Source organism: Mycoplana azooxidifex, assembly GCF_014196765.1.
Classification (GTDB): Bacteria; Pseudomonadota; Alphaproteobacteria; order Rhizobiales; family Rhizobiaceae; genus Mycoplana; species Mycoplana azooxidifex.
This window is the reverse complement of sequence record NZ_JACIEE010000011.1, coordinates 53,837-74,497: the sequence shown is the minus strand read 5'-3', so window position 1 is coordinate 74,497 and position 20,661 is coordinate 53,837. Positions and strand designations below refer to the sequence as shown.

General features: G+C 63.2%; 23 protein-coding genes and 1 pseudogene. 16 read left to right on the top strand and 8 right to left on the bottom strand.

From position 1 onward, the window contains the following. Positions 1 to 11: 11 nt before the first annotated feature. From GGQ64_RS22950 to GGQ64_RS22940, 3 genes are read right to left on the bottom strand one after another with little or no spacing between them, the layout of a single operon-like run. A complete protein-coding gene (locus GGQ64_RS22950) occupies positions 12 to 1,097 on the bottom strand; it encodes a FecCD family ABC transporter permease (protein WP_246422877.1) in 1,086 nt (361 codons plus the stop codon). 16 nt (positions 1,098 to 1,113) lie between these two features. Continuing rightward, positions 1,114 to 2,043, bottom strand: coding sequence for a heme/hemin ABC transporter substrate-binding protein (locus tag GGQ64_RS22945; RefSeq protein WP_183807668.1), 930 nt, complete (start codon positions 2,041 to 2,043; stop codon positions 1,114 to 1,116). Between the two features lie 11 nt (positions 2,044 to 2,054). Continuing rightward, positions 2,055 to 3,113: a hemin-degrading factor gene (locus GGQ64_RS22940; RefSeq protein ID WP_183807667.1), complete on the bottom strand. Its 1,059-nt coding sequence runs from the start codon at positions 3,111 to 3,113 to the stop codon at positions 2,055 to 2,057. 285 nt (positions 3,114 to 3,398) lie between these two features. Between GGQ64_RS22940 and GGQ64_RS22935 the strand changes: the two genes are divergently transcribed. The 4 genes from GGQ64_RS22935 to GGQ64_RS22920 all read left to right on the top strand — a co-directional run bounded on the left by GGQ64_RS22935 (position 3,399) and on the right by GGQ64_RS22920 (position 5,867). Then, positions 3,399 to 3,851, top strand: coding sequence for a hypothetical protein (locus tag GGQ64_RS22935; protein WP_183807666.1), 453 nt, complete (start codon positions 3,399 to 3,401; stop codon positions 3,849 to 3,851). Between the two features lie 51 nt (positions 3,852 to 3,902). Next, complete coding sequence (locus GGQ64_RS22930; protein WP_183807665.1) at positions 3,903 to 4,802, top strand: energy transducer TonB family protein; 900 nt, start codon at positions 3,903 to 3,905, stop codon at positions 4,800 to 4,802. A gap of 394 nt (positions 4,803 to 5,196) precedes the next feature. Further along, the gene (locus GGQ64_RS22925; protein ID WP_425488533.1) at positions 5,197 to 5,586 is read left to right on the top strand and encodes a DUF2325 domain-containing protein; all 390 of its coding nucleotides are present in this window, start codon (positions 5,197 to 5,199) and stop codon (positions 5,584 to 5,586) included. After that, a complete protein-coding gene (locus tag GGQ64_RS22920) occupies positions 5,583 to 5,867 on the top strand; it encodes a hypothetical protein (RefSeq protein WP_183807664.1) in 285 nt (94 codons plus the stop codon). Before GGQ64_RS22925 ends, GGQ64_RS22920 begins: the two co-directional genes overlap by 4 nt. A 136-nt stretch (positions 5,868 to 6,003) precedes the next feature. Here the strand turns inward: GGQ64_RS22920 and GGQ64_RS22915 are convergent, their stop codons facing one another. Together GGQ64_RS22915 and GGQ64_RS22910 are read right to left on the bottom strand one after the other, a co-directional pair. Continuing rightward, entirely contained in the window at positions 6,004 to 6,375 is a 372-nt protein-coding gene (locus GGQ64_RS22915) for a DUF423 domain-containing protein (protein ID WP_183807663.1), read from the bottom strand. After that, on the bottom strand, positions 6,372 to 6,803 hold the full coding sequence (locus GGQ64_RS22910; RefSeq protein ID WP_343059548.1) for a group II truncated hemoglobin: 432 nt from the start codon (positions 6,801 to 6,803) through the stop codon (positions 6,372 to 6,374). Before GGQ64_RS22910 ends, GGQ64_RS22915 begins: the two co-directional genes overlap by 4 nt. A gap of 235 nt (positions 6,804 to 7,038) precedes the next feature. On the opposite strand from GGQ64_RS22910, the gene GGQ64_RS22905 reads away from it, so the two are divergent. The 4 genes from GGQ64_RS22905 to GGQ64_RS22890 all read left to right on the top strand — a co-directional run bounded on the left by GGQ64_RS22905 (position 7,039) and on the right by GGQ64_RS22890 (position 9,926). Further along, positions 7,039 to 7,599, top strand: a complete 561-nt coding sequence (locus GGQ64_RS22905; RefSeq protein ID WP_183807661.1) for a TetR/AcrR family transcriptional regulator — start codon at positions 7,039 to 7,041, stop codon at positions 7,597 to 7,599. A 45-nt stretch (positions 7,600 to 7,644) separates the two neighbouring features. Continuing rightward, positions 7,645 to 7,986 (top strand): SMR family transporter, encoded by a 342-nt coding sequence (locus GGQ64_RS22900; protein WP_183807660.1) that lies wholly within the window; start codon positions 7,645 to 7,647, stop codon positions 7,984 to 7,986. Positions 7,987 to 8,088: 102 nt separating this feature from the next. Continuing rightward, positions 8,089 to 8,874 (top strand): ThuA domain-containing protein, encoded by a 786-nt coding sequence (locus GGQ64_RS22895; RefSeq protein WP_183807659.1) that lies wholly within the window; start codon positions 8,089 to 8,091, stop codon positions 8,872 to 8,874. An 8-nt stretch (positions 8,875 to 8,882) separates the two neighbouring features. Beyond that, a complete protein-coding gene (locus tag GGQ64_RS22890; protein WP_183807658.1) occupies positions 8,883 to 9,926 on the top strand; it encodes a Gfo/Idh/MocA family protein in 1,044 nt (347 codons plus the stop codon). An 82-nt stretch (positions 9,927 to 10,008) separates the two neighbouring features. On the opposite strand, the gene GGQ64_RS22885 is transcribed toward GGQ64_RS22890, so the two are convergent. Continuing rightward, a complete protein-coding gene (locus GGQ64_RS22885; RefSeq protein ID WP_183807657.1) occupies positions 10,009 to 10,386 on the bottom strand; it encodes a DUF488 domain-containing protein in 378 nt (125 codons plus the stop codon). 232 nt (positions 10,387 to 10,618) lie between these two features. Here GGQ64_RS22885 and GGQ64_RS22880 point away from each other — a divergent pair, with 232 nt between their 5' ends. The 4 genes from GGQ64_RS22880 to GGQ64_RS22865 all read left to right on the top strand — a co-directional run bounded on the left by GGQ64_RS22880 (position 10,619) and on the right by GGQ64_RS22865 (position 14,054). Next, on the top strand, positions 10,619 to 11,089 hold the full coding sequence (locus GGQ64_RS22880; protein WP_183807656.1) for an aminoacyl-tRNA deacylase: 471 nt from the start codon (positions 10,619 to 10,621) through the stop codon (positions 11,087 to 11,089). A 159-nt stretch (positions 11,090 to 11,248) separates the two neighbouring features. After that, entirely contained in the window at positions 11,249 to 11,494 is a 246-nt protein-coding gene (locus GGQ64_RS28335; protein WP_183807655.1) for a hypothetical protein, read from the top strand. A 286-nt stretch (positions 11,495 to 11,780) separates the two neighbouring features. After that, a complete protein-coding gene (locus GGQ64_RS22870; RefSeq protein WP_183807654.1) occupies positions 11,781 to 13,016 on the top strand; it encodes a glycosyltransferase family 4 protein in 1,236 nt (411 codons plus the stop codon). Between the two features lie 192 nt (positions 13,017 to 13,208). Continuing rightward, positions 13,209 to 14,054 (top strand): 2OG-Fe(II) oxygenase, encoded by an 846-nt coding sequence (locus GGQ64_RS22865; protein ID WP_183807653.1) that lies wholly within the window; start codon positions 13,209 to 13,211, stop codon positions 14,052 to 14,054. A 48-nt stretch (positions 14,055 to 14,102) separates the two neighbouring features. On the opposite strand, the pseudogene GGQ64_RS22860 reads toward GGQ64_RS22865, so the two are convergent. Together GGQ64_RS22860 and GGQ64_RS22855 are read right to left on the bottom strand one after the other, a co-directional pair. Then, positions 14,103 to 14,203, bottom strand: a pseudogene (locus GGQ64_RS22860) (IS110 family transposase); the annotation flags it as partial. Positions 14,204 to 14,206: 3 nt separating this feature from the next. Beyond that, positions 14,207 to 14,437: a hypothetical protein gene (locus GGQ64_RS22855; RefSeq protein WP_183807762.1), complete on the bottom strand. Its 231-nt coding sequence runs from the start codon at positions 14,435 to 14,437 to the stop codon at positions 14,207 to 14,209. Positions 14,438 to 14,508: 71 nt separating this feature from the next. On the opposite strand from GGQ64_RS22855, the gene GGQ64_RS22850 reads away from it, so the two are divergent. The 4 genes from GGQ64_RS22850 (at position 14,509) to GGQ64_RS22835 (ending at position 20,559) form a co-directional block, all read left to right on the top strand. Next, the gene (locus tag GGQ64_RS22850; RefSeq protein WP_183807652.1) at positions 14,509 to 15,525 is read left to right on the top strand and encodes an AraC family transcriptional regulator; all 1,017 of its coding nucleotides are present in this window, start codon (positions 14,509 to 14,511) and stop codon (positions 15,523 to 15,525) included. A 473-nt stretch (positions 15,526 to 15,998) separates the two neighbouring features. Continuing rightward, positions 15,999 to 16,853 carry a hypothetical protein gene (locus GGQ64_RS22845; protein ID WP_210300389.1) on the top strand — a complete coding sequence of 285 codons (855 nt, stop codon included), beginning with the start codon at positions 15,999 to 16,001 and terminating at the stop codon, positions 16,851 to 16,853. 3 nt (positions 16,854 to 16,856) lie between these two features. Further along, positions 16,857 to 18,569, top strand: coding sequence for a SulP family inorganic anion transporter (locus GGQ64_RS22840; protein WP_183807651.1), 1,713 nt, complete (start codon positions 16,857 to 16,859; stop codon positions 18,567 to 18,569). Positions 18,570 to 18,612: 43 nt separating this feature from the next. Next, positions 18,613 to 20,559, top strand: coding sequence for an alkyl/aryl-sulfatase (locus GGQ64_RS22835; protein ID WP_210300387.1), 1,947 nt, complete (start codon positions 18,613 to 18,615; stop codon positions 20,557 to 20,559). Positions 20,560 to 20,661 lie beyond the last annotated feature (102 nt).

Genomic DNA, 20,661 nt, shown 5'->3' with positions numbered 1-20,661 from the left:
GCCCGCCGTCGTCACAGCCCGGTGGACGCGCGGTGCCGCAGCAGCACCCAGAGGAAGAACGGCGCGCCCGCGAGCGCGGTGACGATGCCGATCGGCAGCTCGGCCGGTGCGACGATGGTGCGGGCGAACATGTCCGCGGCCAGGAGCAGGATGCCGCCAAGGAGGGCTGCGGCGGGCAGCAGGTAGCGGTGGTCGGGGCCGATGATCATGCGCAGGATATGCGGAACGACGATGCCGACGAAGGCGATGCCGCCGCTGACGGCCACGGAGGCGCCGATCGCCGCGGCGACGCTGACGACGGCGATGTTCTTCAGCTTCTGGACCTTGACGCCCATGTGGAAGGCGGTCGCCTCGCCCAGCGTGATCGCGTTCAGCCCGCGGGCGAGAAACGGCAGAACCGCGAGCGAGAGCAGGATCACCGGGCCGGCGGTCAGCACCTTCGGCCAGGTCGAGCCGGCCAGCGAGCCAAGGCTCCAGAACGTGACGTCGCGAAGCTGGCGGTCGTCGGCCACGTAGATCAGCACGCCCGTGACGGCGCTCGCCAGTGCCGCGATCGCCAGGCCGGCCAGCAGCATGGTGGCGACCGAGGTCTGGCCGTGCAGCGTGGCGATGCGGTAGAGCAGGAGGGTCGCGGCCAGCCCCCCGGCGAAAGCGGCCAGCGGCAAAGCAAAGGGGCCGACGAGGCCGAGGAGGGCTGCCGGCAGCGCCCCGCCGAGCACGATCATCAGCACTGCGCCGAGTGCCGCACCCGACGAAATGCCGATCAGGCCGGGATCGGCCAGCGGATTGCGGAACAGTCCCTGCATCACCGCGCCCGACACCGCGAGTGCCGCGCCGATCAGGAGCCCGAGCAGCGCGCGGGGCAGGCGGATGTCGATGACGATGATGCGGTCGCGCTGGCTGAGCACCGAGGACGGCTCGCCGCTGACCAACGACAGGGCGACATCGACCACCGAGGCATCCGAGGCGCCTGTCGCCGTCGACAGCAAGAGGACGAGGAGCGTGAGTACGGCGAGTGCGGCGATGACCAGCCGCGCCCGGCCGGTCCGGTCTCCCCCGGCGCCAAGGCGCAGGCGGTGCGCCGTCATGCCCAGCATTCCAGTCTTTGCTGCATCACTGAGAGACATTGGCCTTGCCGTACAGCCGCTCGTTCAGGTCGCGGATCGCCGATGCGGTGCGCGGACCGAATCCCAGGAGCTCGAGGCTGTTCATGCGGATGATCGTCTTCGAGGCAGCCGCAGGCGTCAGCGCGATCGCCGGATGGGCCAGCAGTTGTTCGTCGCTGCCGTCGTGGCCGCCGCCGCGCGACATGACCATGATCGCGTCCGGCCTGGCGTCGACGATCGCCTCGTCGGCCATCGCCTTGTATCCGGGGAAGGCCGCGTCGGTGGCGTTGACGGCGCCGGCGAGCTTGAGGATGCCGTCGGCGGCGGTATGGGCGCCTGCCGCCATGATCTTTCCATCCTGGAAACTCAGGATGAAGAGCACGCGCTTGCGCTCGCTTTCGGGGCGCTTTGTCGCGTCTGCAATGGCCTTGTCGAGATCGGCGCCGACCTCGTTCGCTAGCGTCTTCGCCTTGTCCGGTACGCCGAGGAAATCGCCGACCGTGGCGATCTTGTCGAGGATGGCGGCACGGTCGTAGCCCTCGGGGACGGTCGTGAACGAGACGCCCGCATTCTTCAGGACCGCCAGCGCATCCGGCGGGCCGCTTCCCTCAATGGCGAGGATGGCGCTCGGATTGACCGCGAGCACGCCTTCGGGCGACAGCGCGCGCATGTAGCCGACATCCGGCAGGCTCATCGCTGCCTCGGGATAGGTGCTGGTGGTGTCGCGCGCTATCAGGCGGCCCTGCTCACCGAGCGCATAGACGATCTCGGTCAGGGCGCCGCCGATCACGACGATGCGCGAGGTATCGGCCTTCTGCGTCTCCTGCGCGGCAGCGGGGGAGGCGAGGCCCGCGGGCAGGAAAAAAGGCGCTGCGAGCGCCAAGGCCGTCAGGGCGAGTGCCGTGCGGCGCGATGTCTGGAAAAAGGGGAGCTTCATTTGGCGGGTCCTCAGGCTGCGACGCTGGCGTCGGCGCGCGGCAGGCCGTCGAGGATGTCGCGCCACGCCGCAAGCTCGACGTTTCCTTCCTTCCGCTTGCCGAAGAACTGGATGATCATCTCGCCCTTGGCGTCATAGGCCTCCAGCGAGGTGACGTGGCCGTCCTTGGTCGGCTTGCGCACGACCCAGCATTCGGAAATGTGATCCTGGCGCAGGTGGAGATGGAAGGTCGGATCCATCACGTTGATCCACGGCCCCATCGGCTCGACCTTGCCGATCGGACCCGTGTGGATCTGGATCGTGCCGTTGTTGCCGACGAAGCACATGATGTCCGTGCCCTTTTCGGCCGCGGCTCGCAGCAAGAACTCGGCCGCGTTGGAGGCGACCTGCCAGGCATAGTCCTCGCCGACGCTGCGAACGGCGTCCCGCCGGCCGATCTTGAGTTTCTTCAGCATGCCGAAGAACTGATGCGTGTCGGTCATCTCGCTCCAGTTCTGGCGCAGCACCGGAACGTCGACGGGACCGGTCTCGTCCGCATCGGATACGGATGGCTTCACTTCGACGAAGTCCTGCGACTGGTCTTCCAGCCGGAATTCGTCGACGAGCGCCAGGTAGGCATCGAGATTGGAGGCGGGGCGCAGGTGGATCTTCTGGACGGCGTTTCCGGCCGCGTCGAAATACTGCAGGCTGCGGCGGACCTCATCGCCTTCGCCCTTCTTGCTCACCGCAAATCCGTGCGCCCACACTTGCGGGAAGATGCGCAGATCGACGTTTTCGCCGAGCACGATCGAGGCATGCTGGCCGGCCGTGATCTTCTCGTAGACGCCGATCTTCTCGTGCACGGCGCTGTCGTTGCGGGTCAGCACCATGACCTCGCCGAGCGACGGCGCCTTTTCCAGCAGGCGGTTGGCGCTGCCGTCGATGCGCACGGCCGTCAGCCCGACCTCGGCTGCAATGAGCGCGGCTTCGGAGATGCCGAGCTGGACGGCAACGTCGCGCTCGCGCAGCTTGGGATTTTCCGCTCGGTAAGCGCGGATCTCGGAAGGGGTGGGGCGCTGCTTTTCCGTCATGGCGTCTGCCTGCTCACGTTCATCTGCTCAAAAATCATCGCACCCCCGTGGAGCGCCAGGCGGTAATCGCGGCTCCGGGCGCATCGTCCCGCAACAAATTTGCGAGCATTCACAGGGGATTGAACGTCGTTTCCGTTAAACTTTCTTGACTTTCATAGTCATATTTATTTATGGACGCAATACCGGATCGGCCGCTGGTTGAAATGCACCATGCAATCCACAATTGCTTCATTGTGGCGGCGCATGTCCGGGTTTTGTTCGTGTCCAACAGTCGAGGCGTCCCCGATGATCCGAAATGCAGCCCTGTCCGTGACGGCTTTGGCCCTGTCTGTTGCCCTGCCTGTGGCCCTGTCTGCCGCAAGCGCATGGTCGCAGGATGCCCAACCCGCCAAGGGCCTGCAGGTGGAGCTCAATGCGGTGGCGCCGTCTGAGCGCGGTTGCGTCTTCACCTTCGTGGTCGGTAACCAATTGGAGAAGAGCGTCGCGAGCGCCAAGTTCGAATTCGTGCTCTTCAACGGAACGGGAACGGTCGAGCGCATGATCGTGCTCGATTTCCGCGACCTGCCGCAGGGAAAGACGAAGGTGCGGCAGTTCGACCTGCCCGGCACGCAATGCGACAACGTCAAGCGGATCCTGATCAACGATTCCCCGGTATGCGAGGGCGAGGGCATTGCCGCCGGTGCATGCATGAGCGGCATCGTGACGCGCAGCAACACGCAGGTCGGTTTCGAAGGATAGACCGGGCGCGCGGCAGCGCGGTCGGGTCGAGTTAGGAATGAAGGTGTAGCCATGGCCGGCAGCAAGACAATCTGGAGCGCGGCGATCGTCCTGTCGCTGATCACGCATGCGGGTGCGGCTGCGATCCTGACGCTTTCTCCCGAGCCGGACCCGGATGTGGCACAGGTCGCCGGCGGCGCGGTCGTCGCCGAGGTGGCGATGCTTGGAAACAATGCCTTCGACGCAATCGAATCCGGCGCGCCGGACGAGATCCAGCCGACCGAGGAGATGGAGCCGGAGACGATCGAACCGGTTGCCCAGCCAGTGGCCGAGATCGAGCCGCAGGAGGTCGTTCCCGACGAGATCACGCCGAGCGAGGTTGCGCCGACGCCGGAGGCGGAGGAATTCGTTCCCGAGATGAGCGAGGCCATCGAGATCCAGGGCGCCGAGGTCGAGATCGCCGCCATTCCCGTTCCCGACATCAGGCCGGAGATCGTGGAAAAGCCGCCGGAGGCGATCCAGCCGCTGGAAAAGAAGGTCGAGAAACCGGCCGAGAAAAAGCCGGAGAAGAAAAAGGCCAAAAAATCCGGCGACAAGGGCAACAGCCCGCAGGCGGCAAAACGCGGCGAGGTCAACGGCTCCGACGGCGTCACGATGTCTTCGCCCGGTGGCCAGAAGAAGGGCAGCGCAACGGTCGGAAACGCCGCTGTCAGCAACTATCCGGGCAAGGTCCGCAGCAAGATCAATCGCGCCAAGCGGCGCGTGCGGGGTGCCGGCGTCGTGACGGTCGCCTTCACCGTCTCGTCCTCCGGCCAGGCCACCAGCATTCGCATTGCCAAGAGCTCTGGCGAGCCGGATGTCGACCAGGCGGCTATCGAGGCTGTCCGCCGCGCCGCACCGTTCCCGGAGATTCCGGCGGGCGCGGGCCGGTCGTCCTGGCCCTTCAACGTTCCGATCGTCTTCAAGCGATAGGCCTCAGGGCCGTGACGGGCGCGCTGGTCCAATGAGCGCGACTTGCGGTTGATCAAAAAAGATGATGAAATTTATCATGTTTATACTTTACTCCAGAAGTCATGTTTTGTAGGGTCGCGCAAATTGAAACGGGCTGCGGAGCCCAGAGCGCGAGGAACGACGCATGCATGCAGGCAAGGACGGCCAGCGCGAGGCAGTGCTGAGGGCGATGGTGACGGCGCGTGACGCACGGATCGCCGCCCTGGAAAAAGAGGTCGCCGCATTGAAGGCCCGCCTTTCCTCCGCATCGGCCAATGCCGGCGAGAGCAAGCCGCAGCCAGTGCGTCCTGCGGCCCCGGATCAGCGCGCGCAGCGGACCGTCGAGGTGACGCGGGTGAAGCGGCGAACCATCGAGATCGACCGCAGGGCCGAAAAGCAGGGCCAACAGGCGGACGGCACGTACGGCGATGCCTCGGCCAGGGCAGGGCTCGAGGGCCGCAACTTTCTCTATGTCGGCGGGCGGGACTGCCAGGTCGCGCATCTGCGCCAGATCGCAAGCTCGTTCGGCGCCAACCTGATCCATCACGACGGCGGCCTTCGCGAGGCGGTTTCGCGAATCGACAACGTTCTTCCTTCGGTCGACTGTGTGTTCTGCCCGATCGACTGCATCAGCCATGATGCGTGTCTCAGGGTGAAGACGGGCTGCAAGAAGTGGGAGAAGGCCTTCGTGCCGCTGCGCAACGGCAGCAAGTCCAGCTTCGAGCGGGCCCTGCAGAGCCTCAGCGATGGAACGCCGATACAATGAGCAGTGACAGGCCGGACGGCTTCATGATGATCGGCCTGCACAAGCTGGCCGCGCAGAACGGGGATGGCCTCATTCCCGAGCTCTACGCACTTTTGACGCGTGAGGCGCACATGCAGGCGGAGAGCCCGAACGTCTCCGTCTTTCCGGTGTGGGAAACGCGCTCGCCCGCGCGCGCCGTGCCGTTCGAGCCGGCCGACCAGCAGCAGATCGAGGCCGGCGACAATGTCGTCGCCTTCCCGCTGCTCACGGCTCTCGCCGGCCGGCGGAAGGACTCCGCCTGACGGGGTTCGCCTGACGTCTGCGGCACCGGCCATACCCAATCCGGCATGGCGGCGTCCCCGCATCGAGGCAAAACGCGTGGCGACCGTCGCGCGTTCTGGCGTGCGGGTTCGGGCGCCACTATTCAGGCCTCGATGTTCAGATGTCGCGCGGCTTCAGCAGGCTGCCGAGGGCGATCGCCAGCCAGCCGGCCATCATCAACGTGCCTCCGGTCGGGGCGGACATGGGGAACAGGCCGTGCCCCAGCGCGTGGCGCATCGCCAGGTCGCCCGCAAAAAGCAGCGTGCCGGCGGTCAGAAGGGCGGCGGCGAGCGGGGCGGTGCGCAGGCTCGGCCAGGCGGCGCAGAGCGCGAGCAGGGCAGGCGCATGCGCAAGGCACATGGCCGAGGCGCCGCTCATCAGCCGCGGATCGCCGCTCGCATGCGAGGCGATGGCGGCGCTGACGACGCCGGCGAAGCCGAACAGGCCGGCGACAAGGAGCGTTGCCCGGCGTGCGGTCGAGACCGTCATCGATCCTCCTCCTGTTCCTGGTTGACCATATGCTCGGCGAGCCGGGTCACTGGCGCCAGCACGATATCCCGCAACTGCCGGCTCGGAACCGTCTCCTCCAGCGCCTGCGTGAAGCAGAGGAGCCAGCCGTCGCGTTCGGCGGCGCCGATGGGGGCTGCGAAGTGGCGCCGGCGCAGCATCGGATGGCCGCGCTTGTCGGTGTAGAGCGGCGGACCACCGAGCCAGCCGGAGAGATACTCGAACAGCTTCTCCTCGCTGCCCGACAGGTCTGCGGGGTGGATCGCGCGGCAGGCGGCTGCCTCCGGCAGCGTATCCATCAGCGCGTAGAAGCGTTGCGTCAGCGCACGTACGCCCGCCTCGCCGCCGACGGCCTCGTAGAGGGTGGTCGTGCCTTCAGCCTGCCCGTCTTGCCTCTGCCCGTCCTGCACCCGCCAGCCTCGCCCGAATTTCGCCTGTGCCACAGATAGTTCACGACGGGGAAGGGGACAACGGCATTGCGCGACCTGTGACATCGGATCGCGGCAGCAGGGCCTACCTGAGATGCAGGTTGCGGATCTGAGTGGGGGGAGCGATGGCGATCAGGCGCGCCGATGTGCAGGAATCTTCCGCTACCAATGCCGCTCATCTCTTGAAATAAAACCGTCCAGACGGTATGTTTAATCCATGAGCACGGCCCACAAACGCCAGAAGGATCCGCAAGCCGTCCGCCAGCTGCTGCTGGAGGTCGCGGCCGATCTGTGCGTGGAGAAAGGGGCCGCCGGCCTGACGCTCGATGCCGCAGCCGCCGCCGCAGGCGTCAGCAAGGGTGGGTTGCTGCATCATTTCCCGAGCAAGGCCGATCTCCTGTTCGGGCTCCTAGACGACATGATCGCGCGGATGGATGCCGCAATCGCAGAGGCGATGCGTGCCGACCCGGAGCCGCACGGCCGGTTCACCCGGGCCTATGTCGCCGTCACGTTCGGCACTGAGGCCATGGCGGAGGACGCGCGCTGGAAGGCGATGACCATGCCGCTTCTGGCCGAGCCAGCCTTGCGCGCGCGCTGGCGGGACTGGATCGCGCTGCAGGCCGAGCTGCATGTCGGTACCGATTCCTCGCTCGACTGCGAACTGGTGCGCTTCGCCCTCGACGGGCTGTGGCTTGCCTCCGTCCTCGAAAGCCATCCGATGGATCCGGCGCAGGCGGAGCGGATGAAACAGCGCCTCTTCGACCTCTCCCGCGGCTGAACGCCTGCAATCCCTGAAACCCGTCCCCCGCCTGCGGAGCCTGCCATGAACCTCACCCTCGTCTACTCCGTATTGGTGGTCGCGATCCTTTTCGAAGTGCTCGGCACCTCGGCCATGCAGGCTGCCCAGCATTTCACGCGGCTCGGGCCGACGCTGATCATGGTGGTCTGCTATTCGATCGCCTTCTATTTCCTGTCGTGGAGCCTCAGCTACGTTCCTGTCGGCATCGCCTATGCCATCTGGAGCGGGCTCGGCATCGTGCTCATTTCGCTGGTCGGCTATTTCGTGTTCGGTCAGACGCTCGACCTCGCTGCCGTGATCGGGCTCGGGCTCATCATCGCCGGGGTCCTCGTCCTGAACCTGTTCTCCAAATCCGCGTTCCATTGACGGCACGGCTGCCGATTGGGACTTGCCATCGGCAGCCACGGCTGTAAAACTCAATCCAAACCGCTTTGGATTGAAGCTGACTCAGACCGGGAGGCTGTCGAGATGACGATACGGACCATCGTTTGGGGCGAGAACATCCATGAGCAGACCAACGAGGTCGTGCGCTCGATTTACCCGGACGGCATGCACACGGTGATCGCCGCAGCGCTCAACACGGATCCTGCGATCACGGCGTCGACGGCGACGCTGCAGGAGGATGAGCACGGCCTGCCTTCGGCGCGGCTTGCGGAGACGGACGTGCTTCTATGGTGGGGCCACAAGGACCACGGCGCGGTTTCCGACGAGGTCGTCGAGCGCGTGGCGAAGCGGGTCTGGGAGGGGATGGGGCTCATCGTGCTGCATTCCGGTCATTTCTCGAAAATTTTCAAACGGTTGATGGGAACGCCCTGCGCGCTGAAATGGCGTGAGGCGGGCGAGCGTGAGCGGTTGTGGGCGGTCAATCCGGTCCATCCGATCGCAGCCGGCCTGCCGGAGCATTTCGTGCTGGAGAACGAGGAGATGTATGGCGAGGCGTTTTCGGTGCCCGAGCCGCTCGAGACGGTGTTCATCTCCTGGTTCGCCGGCGGAGAGGTATTCCGGTCCGGGATGACCTGGCGACGCGGAGCGGGAAACATCTTCTACTTCCGACCCGGGCACGAGACCTATCCGACCTATCACGACGCGACGGTGCAGCAGGTGCTGCGCAACGCGGTCAAGTGGGCCGACAACCCGCTGGCGCCATATCTGGCTGTCCACGACGCGCCGAACGTGCCGGTTGAAAGCGCTTTGGAACCCATCGTCGAACGCGGCCCGCGCCTGCATGAGGCCGGCGAAGCCGGTTACCGGTGAGCGACCGCATGCGTCTTCTCGTTCTCGGCACCGGCGGCATGGCCAACACGCATGCTGAACATTTCTCTGCCATTCCCGGCGTCGAACTGGTCGGCGCCGTGGACGTCGATCCGGCGCGGGCGGCAGCTTTCGCCGAGCGACACGGGATCGCGCGCACCTTCCCGGATCTGCAGCAGGCGCTCGCCTGGGGCGATTTCGACGCGGCGACCAACGTCACGCCGGACCGGGTCCATCATCCGACCACGCTAGCCCTGCTTGCAGCGGGCAAGCACGTCCTGTGCGAGAAGCCGCTGGCGGAAACCTTCGCCAAGGCGGACGAAATGGCGCAAGCGGCCGAGCGCTCCGGTCTGGTGACGATGGTCAACCTGACCTATCGCAACGTCGCTCCCCTGCAGATGGCGCGCGAACTGGTGCTGTCCGGCACGCTCGGCATGGTCCGCCACATCGAGGCGTCCTACCTGCAGAGCTGGCTGGTCTCCCGGGCCTGGGGCGACTGGACGACCGAGAGCCAGTGGCTGTGGCGGCTGTCGACGCGGCATGGCTCGAACGGTGTGCTCGGGGACGTCGGCATCCATATCCTGGATTTCGCGGCCTATGGCAGCGGCAGCGACGTGGAGGCGATCTATGCCCGCATGAAGGCCTTCGACAAGGCGCCGGGCAACCGCATCGGCGAATACGACCTCGACGCGAACGACAGCTTCGCCATGACGGCGGAATTCTCCAACGGCGCGCTCGGGGTGATCCATGCCAGCCGCTGGGCAACCGGCCATCTCAACGAACTGCGCCTGCGCATGCACGGCGACCGCGGCGCGCTGGAGGTGATCCATACGCCCGAAGGCTCCAGCTTACGGGGCTGCATCGGCGAGGACGTGGAGAACGCGCGCTGGCGCGAGATCGATGCCGGCCAGGTGCCCACCAACTACGAGCGATTCGTCGCGGCCGTGCGCGAAAGGCGGCAGGTCGAGCCCGGCTTCCGCCATGCCGCAAACCTGCAGAAGGTCCTCGACCTCGCGATCGAGGCGGAGACGGCAAGGCGCGAGCTCGCGGTCTAGGGGAAGGGCCTGCCGATCCCACGCGCCCACACGGCCTGGTCGGGATGGTGTCGGTCCTAATCGGGCGCGTTTACCGGGGCCGTCAGCCGCCCTCGGTGGGCTTCAGTGCCTTTTCCTCCAGCCACATCTTCAGGGCCGCCGCGTTGTTGTGGCGTTCGTCCCGCGCGGCGTAGAGGAGCGTCACCGGGCCTTGCGCGATATGCCGCTCGAGTTCCGCCAGGGCGACCTGTTCGGCTTCACCTTCCAGTTCCGCCGCGTAGAGCGTTCGGAACTCGTCCCAGCTTTCGGGCCGGGCGTGAAAGCGCCGGCGCAGATCGTCGCTCGGGGAAATGTCCTTCAGCCAGAGATCGATCCGCGCCTTTTCCTTCGCCATGCCGCGCGGCCATAGGCGGTCGACGAGGATGCGCACCCCGTCGGAAGGCTCCGGCATATCGTAGACCCGCTTGATCCGGACGGTCATGGCTTCGGTCTCCTCCTCGATCTGGCGCGGTGGGGACCGCGCGATTTCGGGTGAAGCATGCACCGCGCCCGTTCGCCAGGCAACGTCTGCGGCCCTGGGGAGGCCCGGGGAGATCCTGGGAAGCCTGGCGGCAGGAGCGATCCGCATCGTCCGGTTCCTCGTTGACTTCGGCGATGATGGGAGGACAATGGCTTTGTTACGCGTCGCCAGCAGACAGGAAGGGGCGCCTACCATGACCATCGCCAGAAGGCTTCAGGACTATATCGAGCGGGAGGGGATCGCCTACGACACCGTCCCGCATCATCGCACCGCCACGACCAGCCAGTCGGCCCAGGCAGCCCATATCCCCGGCAGCAGGCTCGCCAAGACCGTGGTCGTCCACCACGAAATGGGCTACGTGCTCGCCGTCGTCCCCAGCACGCACCGCATCGAGCTTTCCACCCTGCAGGACGTGGTCGACCGCAGGCTCGGGCTGGCGTCGGAGGAAGAGGTCTGCGCGCTCTTTTCGGATTGCGACGAAGGGGCAGCCCCGCCCGTCGGCATGGCCTATGATGTCCCGGTCATCCTCGACGAAAGCCTGGGGCGGGTCAGCGACGTCTATTTCGAGGCGGGAGACCACCGGACGCTGGTCCACGTCACCGGCCCCAATTTCCTCAGCCTGATGAAGGACGCCCAGGTCGCCCGCATCAGCCACCCGCATTAAGGCGCGGGGACAATCGTTCCGTGTGTCCGGAAGCAGGTCCCTGCAGTTGCTGTCGGCTGCGGCGTCCGGTCGTGCCTCGCGTGCGCCGGAAACAAGCTAGGCTCTAAATCTATTAATTTGGATTGAGATGTGATTCACGGCTTCCCACTGGAGGCCAAGATGAGTGATTTGTTTTTGTTGAGCGAGCGCCAGATGGCGCGGATCGAAAGGGATCGAACCCTGCATTCCGTCGAACCGAAGCCGAAAAGTGCCATACCCCTACGACGAGACACTTTACCGCAAGCGCCGCAAAGTCGAGAACCTCTTCGCAAAGCTCAAGGACTGGCGGCGCATCGCAATCCACTAAGCGCGCACACCCTCTTTTCGGCAATATGCATCGCCGCAACCGTCATCTTCCGGCTGTGATCAATGAGTCCTGATCCTGGTGTAGACAGCAAGTACCCGCCCCTCCGGGAACGAAGATGTCGTACCGAGAAGCATCAAAAGACGTAGCGTTGTTGCAGGGCAATTGCCGTTCATACTGCAAACACAGCGGAACTCGCGCAGTCATGGGTATGCCCTTGACCGAAATGAGGCATTGCAGCGCGGGTGCCGCCGGAGCCACAGTTTGTTACACACGTCCCGATCGGTGCCGGACAGCTCGATCTGCTCTGAACGGAGGCGAGCAACGGCAGTGGAGACCTTTTAGACGATGCCGACTTCAATTCTGAGTTCTGCGCGCCGCCAATTTGGCCGGCGCAGTCGCCAAGTTGGCGCCATCCTCGCAAAAGATGGGTACAAAGGGATTGTCGATCGTGCGCTGTTCATGGCGTCAGACTGGGTCAGGCCACGGAAATCGAAATGGGAAGTTTTCCCCCATGATGTTATGGCAGCCGATTTGAGCCAGCCCTTTAAACCAAGAACTCCCAAAATCAGTCCAGGCGAACCGTTGACCATAAACTGGGTCGAGCACCCCGCAGGGCCCGGATCGGGGGGGCATACGACGTGCTATCGAATGGTCAAATACTTTGACAGGCTTGGATACAAGAATCGCGTCTATCTTTACAACACGTATGGCGGTGATCTTAGGTATTACGAAGGGATCGCTAGAGAATACTATGGACTCACCTGCCCGATCGCCGACGTTAGCGAAGGAATGGCGGACGCACATGCAGTCATAGCCACAGCCTGGCCGACTGCCTACGCCGTTTTTAATTCACGCTGCAGCGGAAAACGCTTCTATTTTGTCCAAGACTATGAGCCCTACTTTGATCCAGTGGGCTCTCAGAGCGTGCTGGCGGAAAACACCTATCGAATGGGCTTTCATGCTATCACCGCCGGCAAGTGGTTGGCGCAGAAACTGTCGCATGAATTCGGCATGGACGCCGACTACTTTCCGTTCGGCTGCGACACCTCGCGCTATGGCTTGAAGCCAGGCGGCGGAAGGCGAACGGGTGTCGCCTTCTACGCACGGTCGAGGACGCCAAGACGAGGAACTGAACTTGGGCTCCTGGCGCTCGAAATACTTGCAAATCGCCACCCCCAGCTCGAACTGCATATTTTTGGAGAGAAGGTTGGATCGCTTCCGTTCAAATTCATAAATCATGGATTGGTTGGGCCGACTGAACTTAACAATATTTACAATCAGTGCTTCGCTGGATTGAACCTTTCACTCACCAACGTATCGCTCGTGCCCTACGAGATGCTTGCTGCCGGCTGTATCCCGGTCGTCAACGATGCAGAGCACAACCGCATGGTGCTCGATAACCCTCACATTCGGTATGCGTCGGCCACGCCGCACTCGCTCGCGACCGCATTGGAAGCGGTGTTAGACATTCCCGACTTTGAGGCAGCCTCAAAACGAGCCTCTGAGAGTGTCGCTACGGCCTCCTGGGACGATGCCGGTGCGGCCGTCGACGCCGCCCTTCGTCGTGCCCTGGAAGCATGAGCAAATTTTCGGCGTGACCTTTGGAAGCATCCGCCGAGCCGTCTCGACACGCAGAGTAAAGCGACTGCTTCTAATTGAGTAAACCCGCATGGCACATAAGTTGGTTTCCCGCCAATTGCGGCGCCAGGCCGGTCATGTAGACTCTCATTGGACCAGAACAACGGTGCCATCAGATACCCTTGGGGACGAATCATGGTTTATCTGCATGAAATGGATGAAAAATTCGGGCATGTTTCCAGCAATATCGACCGGGAAAAGGGCAGTGAACTTCACGAAAGCTATCAACAGGCTGATCCCTTCCCGCACATAGTAATAGAGAACTTCCTGCCACCAAATGTGCTTGAAGTCTGCCTGAAGGATTTTCCGGCTAGTTCCGAGGAGGCCGAACAAAAATTCGATCGGCGTCAAGAGCGCCTGAAGGAAAGCTTCAACCCGGACATCCTGCCTCCATCTACACGGCAGATCTTCTATTCGTTCAACTCACGGCCGTTTATCCGGGTGATCGAGAACATCACCGGCATAAAGGGTCTCATTCCAGACCCATACTTTGCCGGCGCTGGTCTCCACCGGATTCATCAAGGTGGCCACCTTTCTGTTCATGCAGACTTCAATCATCACAAACCGATGAATCTGGAACGCCGCGTCAACATACTGATCTATCTCAACAAGGACTGGCAACCGGAATACGGCGGACAGCTCGAATTGTGGGACCAGGACATGACCAGGTGCGCCCACTCAATCGTTCCGAGCTTCAACCGATGCGTAATATTCAATACCACGCAAGAGAGCATGCACGGCAATCCGCAGCTGATTAATCACCCGCAAGGCATACCGCGCCGATCGATTGCACTCTACTACTACACCTCGACGTGGGATGAAACGAAACGGGACGCAACAACCCAATTCCGCGTCCGTCCCGGCACGAACGATCGTGTAGACTGGAGAACGAAGGTAAATGAAATGGCGTTGGAACTCGCTCCGCCGTTAGTGATGCGCAACTTCCGGCGCCTGAAGAAGCATCTGGCCGGTACGCATTAGGTCTGGCGTCAGGTGCGACACATTTGATGGTTGGCCCGAGCCGCGCACATCGGCATCGGTTCTGTTGGCAGCCATATCGAGCGCCGCTTTAGCGTGACGGGCATCGACGCAAATTGCCGGCAGTCCTCGGCGCGCAGTGCCTGATAGAACCGTTACGATGATCCTGTGAGTTCTTTGAGAGGGAAGCACTGGTCCGAATCCTGTCCGGCGCGAAGAATACCGGGCAGTCCCGCCGAAGCCGCCCCTCCTCCCATCACAAGACGCTCCAGCATGGTCTTGCGACCGTGAAAACGAATTTCCGTGTCATCGACTTCAACGCCGTCGGTGACCGAGCGCAGCCATGCGCGGCGGAAGGTATCCTGGACCTTTTTTGAAGTATACAATCCCTCGCCGGGATGTGGGGCATCGAAAACGGCCTGCCCGCCAATTCATGCGGCTTTGGGATCAAAACGTGATGCCTAACGTTTTCTCCACTCACAGTCTTCCGGCTCGAGAGCAATTTGACGCTTTTCGGTCGTGGTTCGATCCCGTCTTTGATTTCGTGGTGGAGGACCCGCGGGAATTTGCGGCGACAAGCGAGATTTGGTCTTTAGGGAACTTCGCCCTCGGCATCGTTGAAGCTCCCGCGCTACGGGCAATCAGAACGGCTTCCCTGATCCGTCGAAATCCTGTCGATGACTGGGTCATAGTGCTGGGCCAGCAGCGAGCATGCGGGGAGGCAGCAAAGGGAACGGAGTTCGATGTGCCGGCCGGAGTTGCCTTCGTCACAACGCTTGGCCAGGAAATCAACAGCACGCGCGCCGCGGACCGTCGTCTCCAACTTTACCTTCCCCGAGACGTGTTCAGCGATCTCGCTCCAGTGCTGGATACTGTGGTCGGCAGGCCGCTCGATGGCGCTATGGGAAGGCTTCTGGCCGAATTCCTGCAGTTGCTCGGTCGAAATGTGGCGGCACTGTCCCGGACGGATATGCCGCATTTACAAGATGCCGTGCGCGGGATGGTGCTGGCTTGCATTGCTCCCTCAGCAGAACATTACGAGTTGGCCGCCGCACAAATCGCACTCACACGACGCGAAAAGATTATCCGAATAGTAGAATCGAATCTCAAGAATAGAGCTCTAGACGTAGCCTTTGTTTGTCGAAGTGCGGGAATATCTCGCTCGCAACTCTATCGAATAATGGAAGAAAATGGTGGAATAACCCATTATATTCAGAAGTGCCGCCTGCGACAGGCTTATATTGAGCTCTCGAAATTTTCGAACGTCGATCCCATAGCAACGATTGCCCGATCGTTCGCCTTCAACGACCCGTCCAGCTTCAGCCGCTCGTTCAAGAAAGAATTTGGTATTACGCCTGTCGAGGCCCGCAGCGATATCCCTCCTCACCCAAGCACCGCCGTCGAAGGTGATGGTTGTGGGTCGGCGGAGGACCTCCCCATCTTGCACCGGATACTATCGCAAATTCGAGAATAGGGCCTGCAGCGGACAGTGAAGCCGTTTGACGGCGATATCGGCCGTTATTCTCCAGGCATGGGCCAACTGTCTCCGCCCCGCTGAGACAGGATTCAGTCAATCAGTGTACCGGAAAATGGAAGAACCCGGCTTGTGGACCCGGGTTCAGGGCCGCTCGTAAACCAGCGTCCACTGACATGCCGAAAACGCACCAATTCCAATGCCGCCTATCCTGAATCGGAGCGGACGGGACGGGTGCCTCAGCCGCAGCGCACGACATTTGGGACGCGTTGCCAAGTAAAAGAGACGCACGGCCGGATCATCGCGTCCCCAGCCATTGTGGACGCTTAACTGCGGACTAGAATTAAGGCTCCGCCGTCTTTCGCAGGGCGAGGCGATCCGGGCGATGTCCACGGAGTTGTTCCTCAATTTCCCCGGCATCCGCATGGACGGCCACAAGGCCAAAAGGATGGCAATGTTGGGAGGCAGCGGCAGTGCTGGCCGATCTAGGTATTCTCACATTCGTCGTCGCCACGATGGCCGCCTTGGGGATGCGCCTGACCATCGGTGAAATTGTGGGGCCGCTGCGTGGCGGGGTCCTGCCGATCAAAGTCCTGGTGGCCAGCTTCGTGCTTGTGCCCGCACTCGCCTTGGCGATCCGGGCTGTCGTTCCGCTCAACGACGGCTTTGGCATCGGGCTGATCCTGATGGCGACAGCCGCGGGCGCGCCTTTTTTGCCGCCACTCGTGCAGATCGCCAAGGGCGAGGTCGCCGCGAGCGTGGGCGTGCTCGTGCTGCTGATGGGGACGACAGTCTTCTACTTGCCGCTGGTGCTTCCGCTTCTCTTGCCGGGCGTCCAGGTCGGGCCGCTCGACATCGCCAAGTCGCTCGTGTTGCTGATGCTCATTCCCCTTGCCATCGGTCTGTTCGTGAACCGGCGCTTTCCCCCAGTGGCCGCCCGCTTGCAGCGGATCGTCTCGATAATCGCAAACATTGGATTGGCTATTGGCGCGGTCGCACTTCTGGCTCTCCACGGGCAAGCCAAGCTTGCCACCTTCGGTACCGGCGCCGTCGCCGCCTCGATCGTCTTGGTCGCGGGAACCCTTCTTATTGGCTGGCTGATCGCCGGCGCCGACACCGCTGCCCGGCCGGTGCTCACACTGGGCACTGGAGCGCGCAACATCCCCGCAGCGCTGGTCGTGGCGGACCTCAATTTCGAAGACGCGGATGTGTTGGTCATGTGCGTGCTGATCGCCGTCGTCTCACTCGTCGGCCTGTTGGTCACCGCGCGTCAACTCGGCCGCAGGGCGCCAGCATCGACCGCGGCAGATACGCCTTTGAAAAGGTGATCCATGCAACTCAGCTTTCGCAGCCGAATTCGAGACCTGACGCCCCAGCGTTCAAATCTGAAGTCGGACTTCGTCGCCGGCCTTACGTTCGCAATCGTAAGCGTGCCGCAAGCGATGGCCCATGCGCTGCTGACGGCGGTCAATCCCGTGTTGGGCATTTATACCTTGATCGTTGCGGTGCCGGTGGCCGCGATCTTCACCAGCTCGGTATTCATGAACGTCTCCACCACGGCCGCGCTTTCGGTCGTCGCCGGTGACGAACTCGCGGCGGTTCCCCCCGCCAGCAGGATTGCGGCTCTGTCGTCGCTGGTGGTTCTCGTTGGGCTGTTCCAGATCGCGGCTGGACTTCTGCGACTGGGCTTTGTCCTGCGCTTCGTCTCCGATGCCGTCATGACCGGTTTCCTGAATGGTGTCGCCGTGCTCATCGTTCTCGGCCAGCTGGGTGCATTGACCGGATACCAAAGCCCTTTCTCCAATAACGTGGCCCGGGCGCTGGACCTGTTCCTCCGACTTGGCCAGATCGACCTCGCGACCACCCTGATCGGCGGGCTGACGATGGCCCTGATCGTCGTGCTGCTCAGAACGCACTTTCGCAAGTTCGCCTTCGTGCTGGCGATCGCCCTGGCTACACTGCTGTTGGCGGTTCTGTCCCTCCCGACCTTGGGCCTGGGAGCCAAATGGCACACGGTCAAGATCGTGCGCGATATCGCCGGCATTCCGAACGATCTGCCTCAACTGACGCTGCCGACCCCAGATTATCTGGTCCCATTGTTGCTGCCGGCTCTGTCGGTCGCGATCATCGGCCTGGTCCAGGGGGCAGGCGTCGGCCAGGCCTATCCCAATCCGGACGGCAAGTACCCCGATGTCTCCGGCGACTTTCTCGGCCAGGGCGTCGGTAACATCGCCACGAGCCTGGTCGGCGGCCTGCCGGCAGGCGGGTCGATCTCGGGGACCGTGCTGGTCATCGGCGCCGGCGCGCGATCGCGCTGGACAAATATCTTTGGGGGTTTCTGCGTCGTTCTCGTGGTTCTGCTTGCGGCTCCGCTGGCCGAACTCGTGCCGATGCCGGCTCTCGCCGCACTCCTCATCGTGGCGGGCTACCAGGGATTGCGGACCCAGCAGGCCCAGATGATCTGGAACACAAGCAGGATTTCGGCCGCGGCGATGGTCCTGACCTTTCTCGCGACCTTGTTCATGCCGTTGCATTACGCCGTCTTCCTGGGTGTGGTGTTCAGCCTCCTGCTTTACGTGATCGGACAGGCTAATCAGATCAAGATCGTGCATCTGGCCCTCGTTCCGGGAGGCTTCCCTGAAGAGCGCCCGGCGCCCCCCGCCTTGCCGAGCGATCGTTTCACGGTTCTGCACATCTCCGGCAGTCTGTTCTTCGCAGCCGCCAAGACCCTGGAGAAGACGCTGCCGTCGGCAGACGACACACGCAATGCAGTCGTCGCCCTGATCCTGCGCGGCCAGCCGGAGGTTGGAAGTACGTTTCTCAACGTCCTCAGTCGCTATGTCGAGGCGCTGCGCGCACACGACAGCAAGCTGATGCTGGTGGGAGTCGACCCTGCAGTGCGGGACCAGTTGGCACGTACCGGCATGCTTCAGAAGATCGGCGAGGAGAACGTCTTCCTGGCCACTCCGCAGATCGGCGCGGCCATGAACACCGCCGCGGCCGCGGCGCAGGAGTGGCTCGGCCAATCTACGGCACCCAAGTGAGATCGGCGAACCGCTGCAACCCCTTCAATCAGGAGAGACGACGATGGCAACGAAGCACAGCAGTCAGGAAGGGACAACACCCATGGCCCAAAATCCGAAGCCGGCGACGACCTTCACGGCCGACGTCAACAAGGCGGCGCTGGCGAAGTACGCGATGCAGGACCGGGCCGACTTCCACGACGTGGACCGCGGTTTCATCGCCGGTTTCGGAGATCGTCTCGTCAGCGACGACGGCACGTTGATCTACGACGGTACCCCCCTCGCGTACATCGCTGACGACGCCCCGGCCCCCGACTCGGTCAACCCGAGCCTGTGGCGCCAGTCCCAACTCATCAAGCGAGCCGGGCTGTACGAGGTCGTCCCCGGCCTCTACCAGGTGCGGCTCAGCGCCGCTCTGACCATCGTCGATGCTCCGGACGGCCTCGTGATCATCGACACCAGCACCAGCGTCCGGCTGGCCAAAGCCGGTCTCGAACTGTTCCGCCGCGAGATGAAGAACGACAAGCCCGTCGTCGCGGTGATCTACACGCACACCCACTTCGACCACTATGCCGGCGTGAAGGGGGTCGTCGAGGAAGCCGACGTCGTCGCCGGCAGGATCCCGATCATCGCGCCCGGCACCATCGAGTCGTTCGACCGGTTGGCGATCGGCGAGAACGTGGTCACCGGCCACGCCATGTCACGGCGCATGGCCTACACGTTCGGGCTCCTCCTGCCCCCCAGCGACCGCGGGCGTGTGACCATTGGCCTGAGCGGCGGCTTCGACCTGATGAACACCCAGATGAGCTACATCTCCCCCACCGACGGCATCACCAGGACCGGTGAAGTCCGCACGCTCGGTGGCTGGACATTCGAATTCCTCTACGCCCCCGACACCGAGGCGCCCGAGGAATTCCACATCTGGATCCCCGAGATCAAGGCGCTCACCTGCGCCGAGAACGCCAACCATACCATGCACAACATTCAGACCCTTCGCGGGGCCCGCACCCGCGATGCCCGCAACTTCGCCCGCTACATCGACGAGACCCTCGTTCGCTGGGGTGACGAGGCCGAGGTCCACTGGGGCTCGCACACCTGGCCGGTATGGGGCAATGCGAACGTCGTCACGTTCCTCGAGTCCCAGCGCGACATGTACAAGTACATCCACGACCAGGCCCTCCGGCAGGCCAACCAGGGCCTCACGCCGCTCGAAGCCGCGGAGATCGTCGAGCTCCCCGACGCCCTTGGAAAGAAGTGGTACAACCGCTTTTACCACGGCGGCCTTCACCACAACGTGCGCGCCGTGTTCAGCAAGGAGCTCGGATTCTGGGACGGCGACCCGGCCAGCATCCTGCCGCTCCTTCCCGAGGAGCATGCCAAACGCCACGTAGCGCTCATCGGTCGCGACAAGATCCTCGCCGAAGGCAGCAAGGCGTTCGATGCTGGCGACTACCGGTGGGCCGTGCAGATCCTGCACCACCTCGTGTTCGCCGACCCCGGCGACGTCGAAGCCAAGCAACTCCAGGCCGACGCCTACGAACAGCTCGGGTACCAACAGGAGGTCCCCCAATACCGCGCGATCTTCCTGACGGCGGCCAAGGAGCTGCGCGAAGGCGTCGCGACCAAAGGCAAGATCAGCACCGACACCCAGGACACCATCCTCGCGATGCCGATCCATCTGCTGTTCGACTTCGCCGGCGTCCACCTCATCGGCGAGCGAGCAAATGACCTCGACGTGCGCGTCAACTTCACCTTCAGCGACTTCGGCGACGAATGGACCATGTGGGTCCGCAACGGCGTGCTCAACGCTCGTAAAGGTCACGTCGACAACGCCCAGCTCACTGTCGCTGGTCCGAAGGTCGTGCTCGCGGCGTTGCTCCTGCAACCCTCGCGCGCGAACGAGATCATCGAACAAGCGCACCTCTCGACAGAGGGCGACCTCGGTGTCCTCGACACCTTCGCGTCGGTGATGGACACCTTCGAACCCGACTTCAACATCGTCACGCCGTGACCGCGGTCGTGATTGCTGGCCAACGCCGCGAGCATCCCGGCGCAGCCCCGACCTTGGCCGATTGAAGACCGGGAGCATGTTCCGCAAAATCAAAGCCCGGGC

Excerpts from the sequence above, each read along its gene's own strand:
- GGQ64_RS22950 (WP_246422877.1), bottom strand. The coding sequence starts at position 1,097 with ATGCTGGGCATGACGGCGCACCGCCTGCGCCTTGGCGCCGGGGGAGAC.
- GGQ64_RS22945 (WP_183807668.1), bottom strand. The coding sequence starts at position 2,043 with ATGAAGCTCCCCTTTTTCCAGACATCGCGCCGCACGGCACTCGCCCTG.
- GGQ64_RS22940 (WP_183807667.1), bottom strand. The coding sequence starts at position 3,113 with ATGACGGAAAAGCAGCGCCCCACCCCTTCCGAGATCCGCGCTTACCGA.
- GGQ64_RS22935 (WP_183807666.1), top strand. The coding sequence starts at position 3,399 with ATGATCCGAAATGCAGCCCTGTCCGTGACGGCTTTGGCCCTGTCTGTT.
- GGQ64_RS22930 (WP_183807665.1), top strand. The coding sequence starts at position 3,903 with ATGGCCGGCAGCAAGACAATCTGGAGCGCGGCGATCGTCCTGTCGCTG.
- GGQ64_RS22920 (WP_183807664.1), top strand. The coding sequence starts at position 5,583 with ATGAGCAGTGACAGGCCGGACGGCTTCATGATGATCGGCCTGCACAAG.
- GGQ64_RS22915 (WP_183807663.1), bottom strand. The coding sequence starts at position 6,375 with ATGACGGTCTCGACCGCACGCCGGGCAACGCTCCTTGTCGCCGGCCTG.
- GGQ64_RS22905 (WP_183807661.1), top strand. The coding sequence starts at position 7,039 with ATGAGCACGGCCCACAAACGCCAGAAGGATCCGCAAGCCGTCCGCCAG.
- GGQ64_RS22900 (WP_183807660.1), top strand. The coding sequence starts at position 7,645 with ATGAACCTCACCCTCGTCTACTCCGTATTGGTGGTCGCGATCCTTTTC.
- GGQ64_RS22895 (WP_183807659.1), top strand. The coding sequence starts at position 8,089 with ATGACGATACGGACCATCGTTTGGGGCGAGAACATCCATGAGCAGACC.
- GGQ64_RS22890 (WP_183807658.1), top strand. The coding sequence starts at position 8,883 with ATGCGTCTTCTCGTTCTCGGCACCGGCGGCATGGCCAACACGCATGCT.
- GGQ64_RS22885 (WP_183807657.1), bottom strand. The coding sequence starts at position 10,386 with ATGACCGTCCGGATCAAGCGGGTCTACGATATGCCGGAGCCTTCCGAC.
- GGQ64_RS22880 (WP_183807656.1), top strand. The coding sequence starts at position 10,619 with ATGACCATCGCCAGAAGGCTTCAGGACTATATCGAGCGGGAGGGGATC.
- GGQ64_RS28335 (WP_183807655.1), top strand. The coding sequence starts at position 11,249 with ATGAGTGATTTGTTTTTGTTGAGCGAGCGCCAGATGGCGCGGATCGAA.
- GGQ64_RS22870 (WP_183807654.1), top strand. The coding sequence starts at position 11,781 with ATGCCGACTTCAATTCTGAGTTCTGCGCGCCGCCAATTTGGCCGGCGC.
- GGQ64_RS22865 (WP_183807653.1), top strand. The coding sequence starts at position 13,209 with ATGGTTTATCTGCATGAAATGGATGAAAAATTCGGGCATGTTTCCAGC.
- GGQ64_RS22850 (WP_183807652.1), top strand. The coding sequence starts at position 14,509 with ATGCCTAACGTTTTCTCCACTCACAGTCTTCCGGCTCGAGAGCAATTT.
- GGQ64_RS22840 (WP_183807651.1), top strand. The coding sequence starts at position 16,857 with ATGCAACTCAGCTTTCGCAGCCGAATTCGAGACCTGACGCCCCAGCGT.
- GGQ64_RS22835 (WP_210300387.1), top strand. The coding sequence starts at position 18,613 with ATGGCAACGAAGCACAGCAGTCAGGAAGGGACAACACCCATGGCCCAA.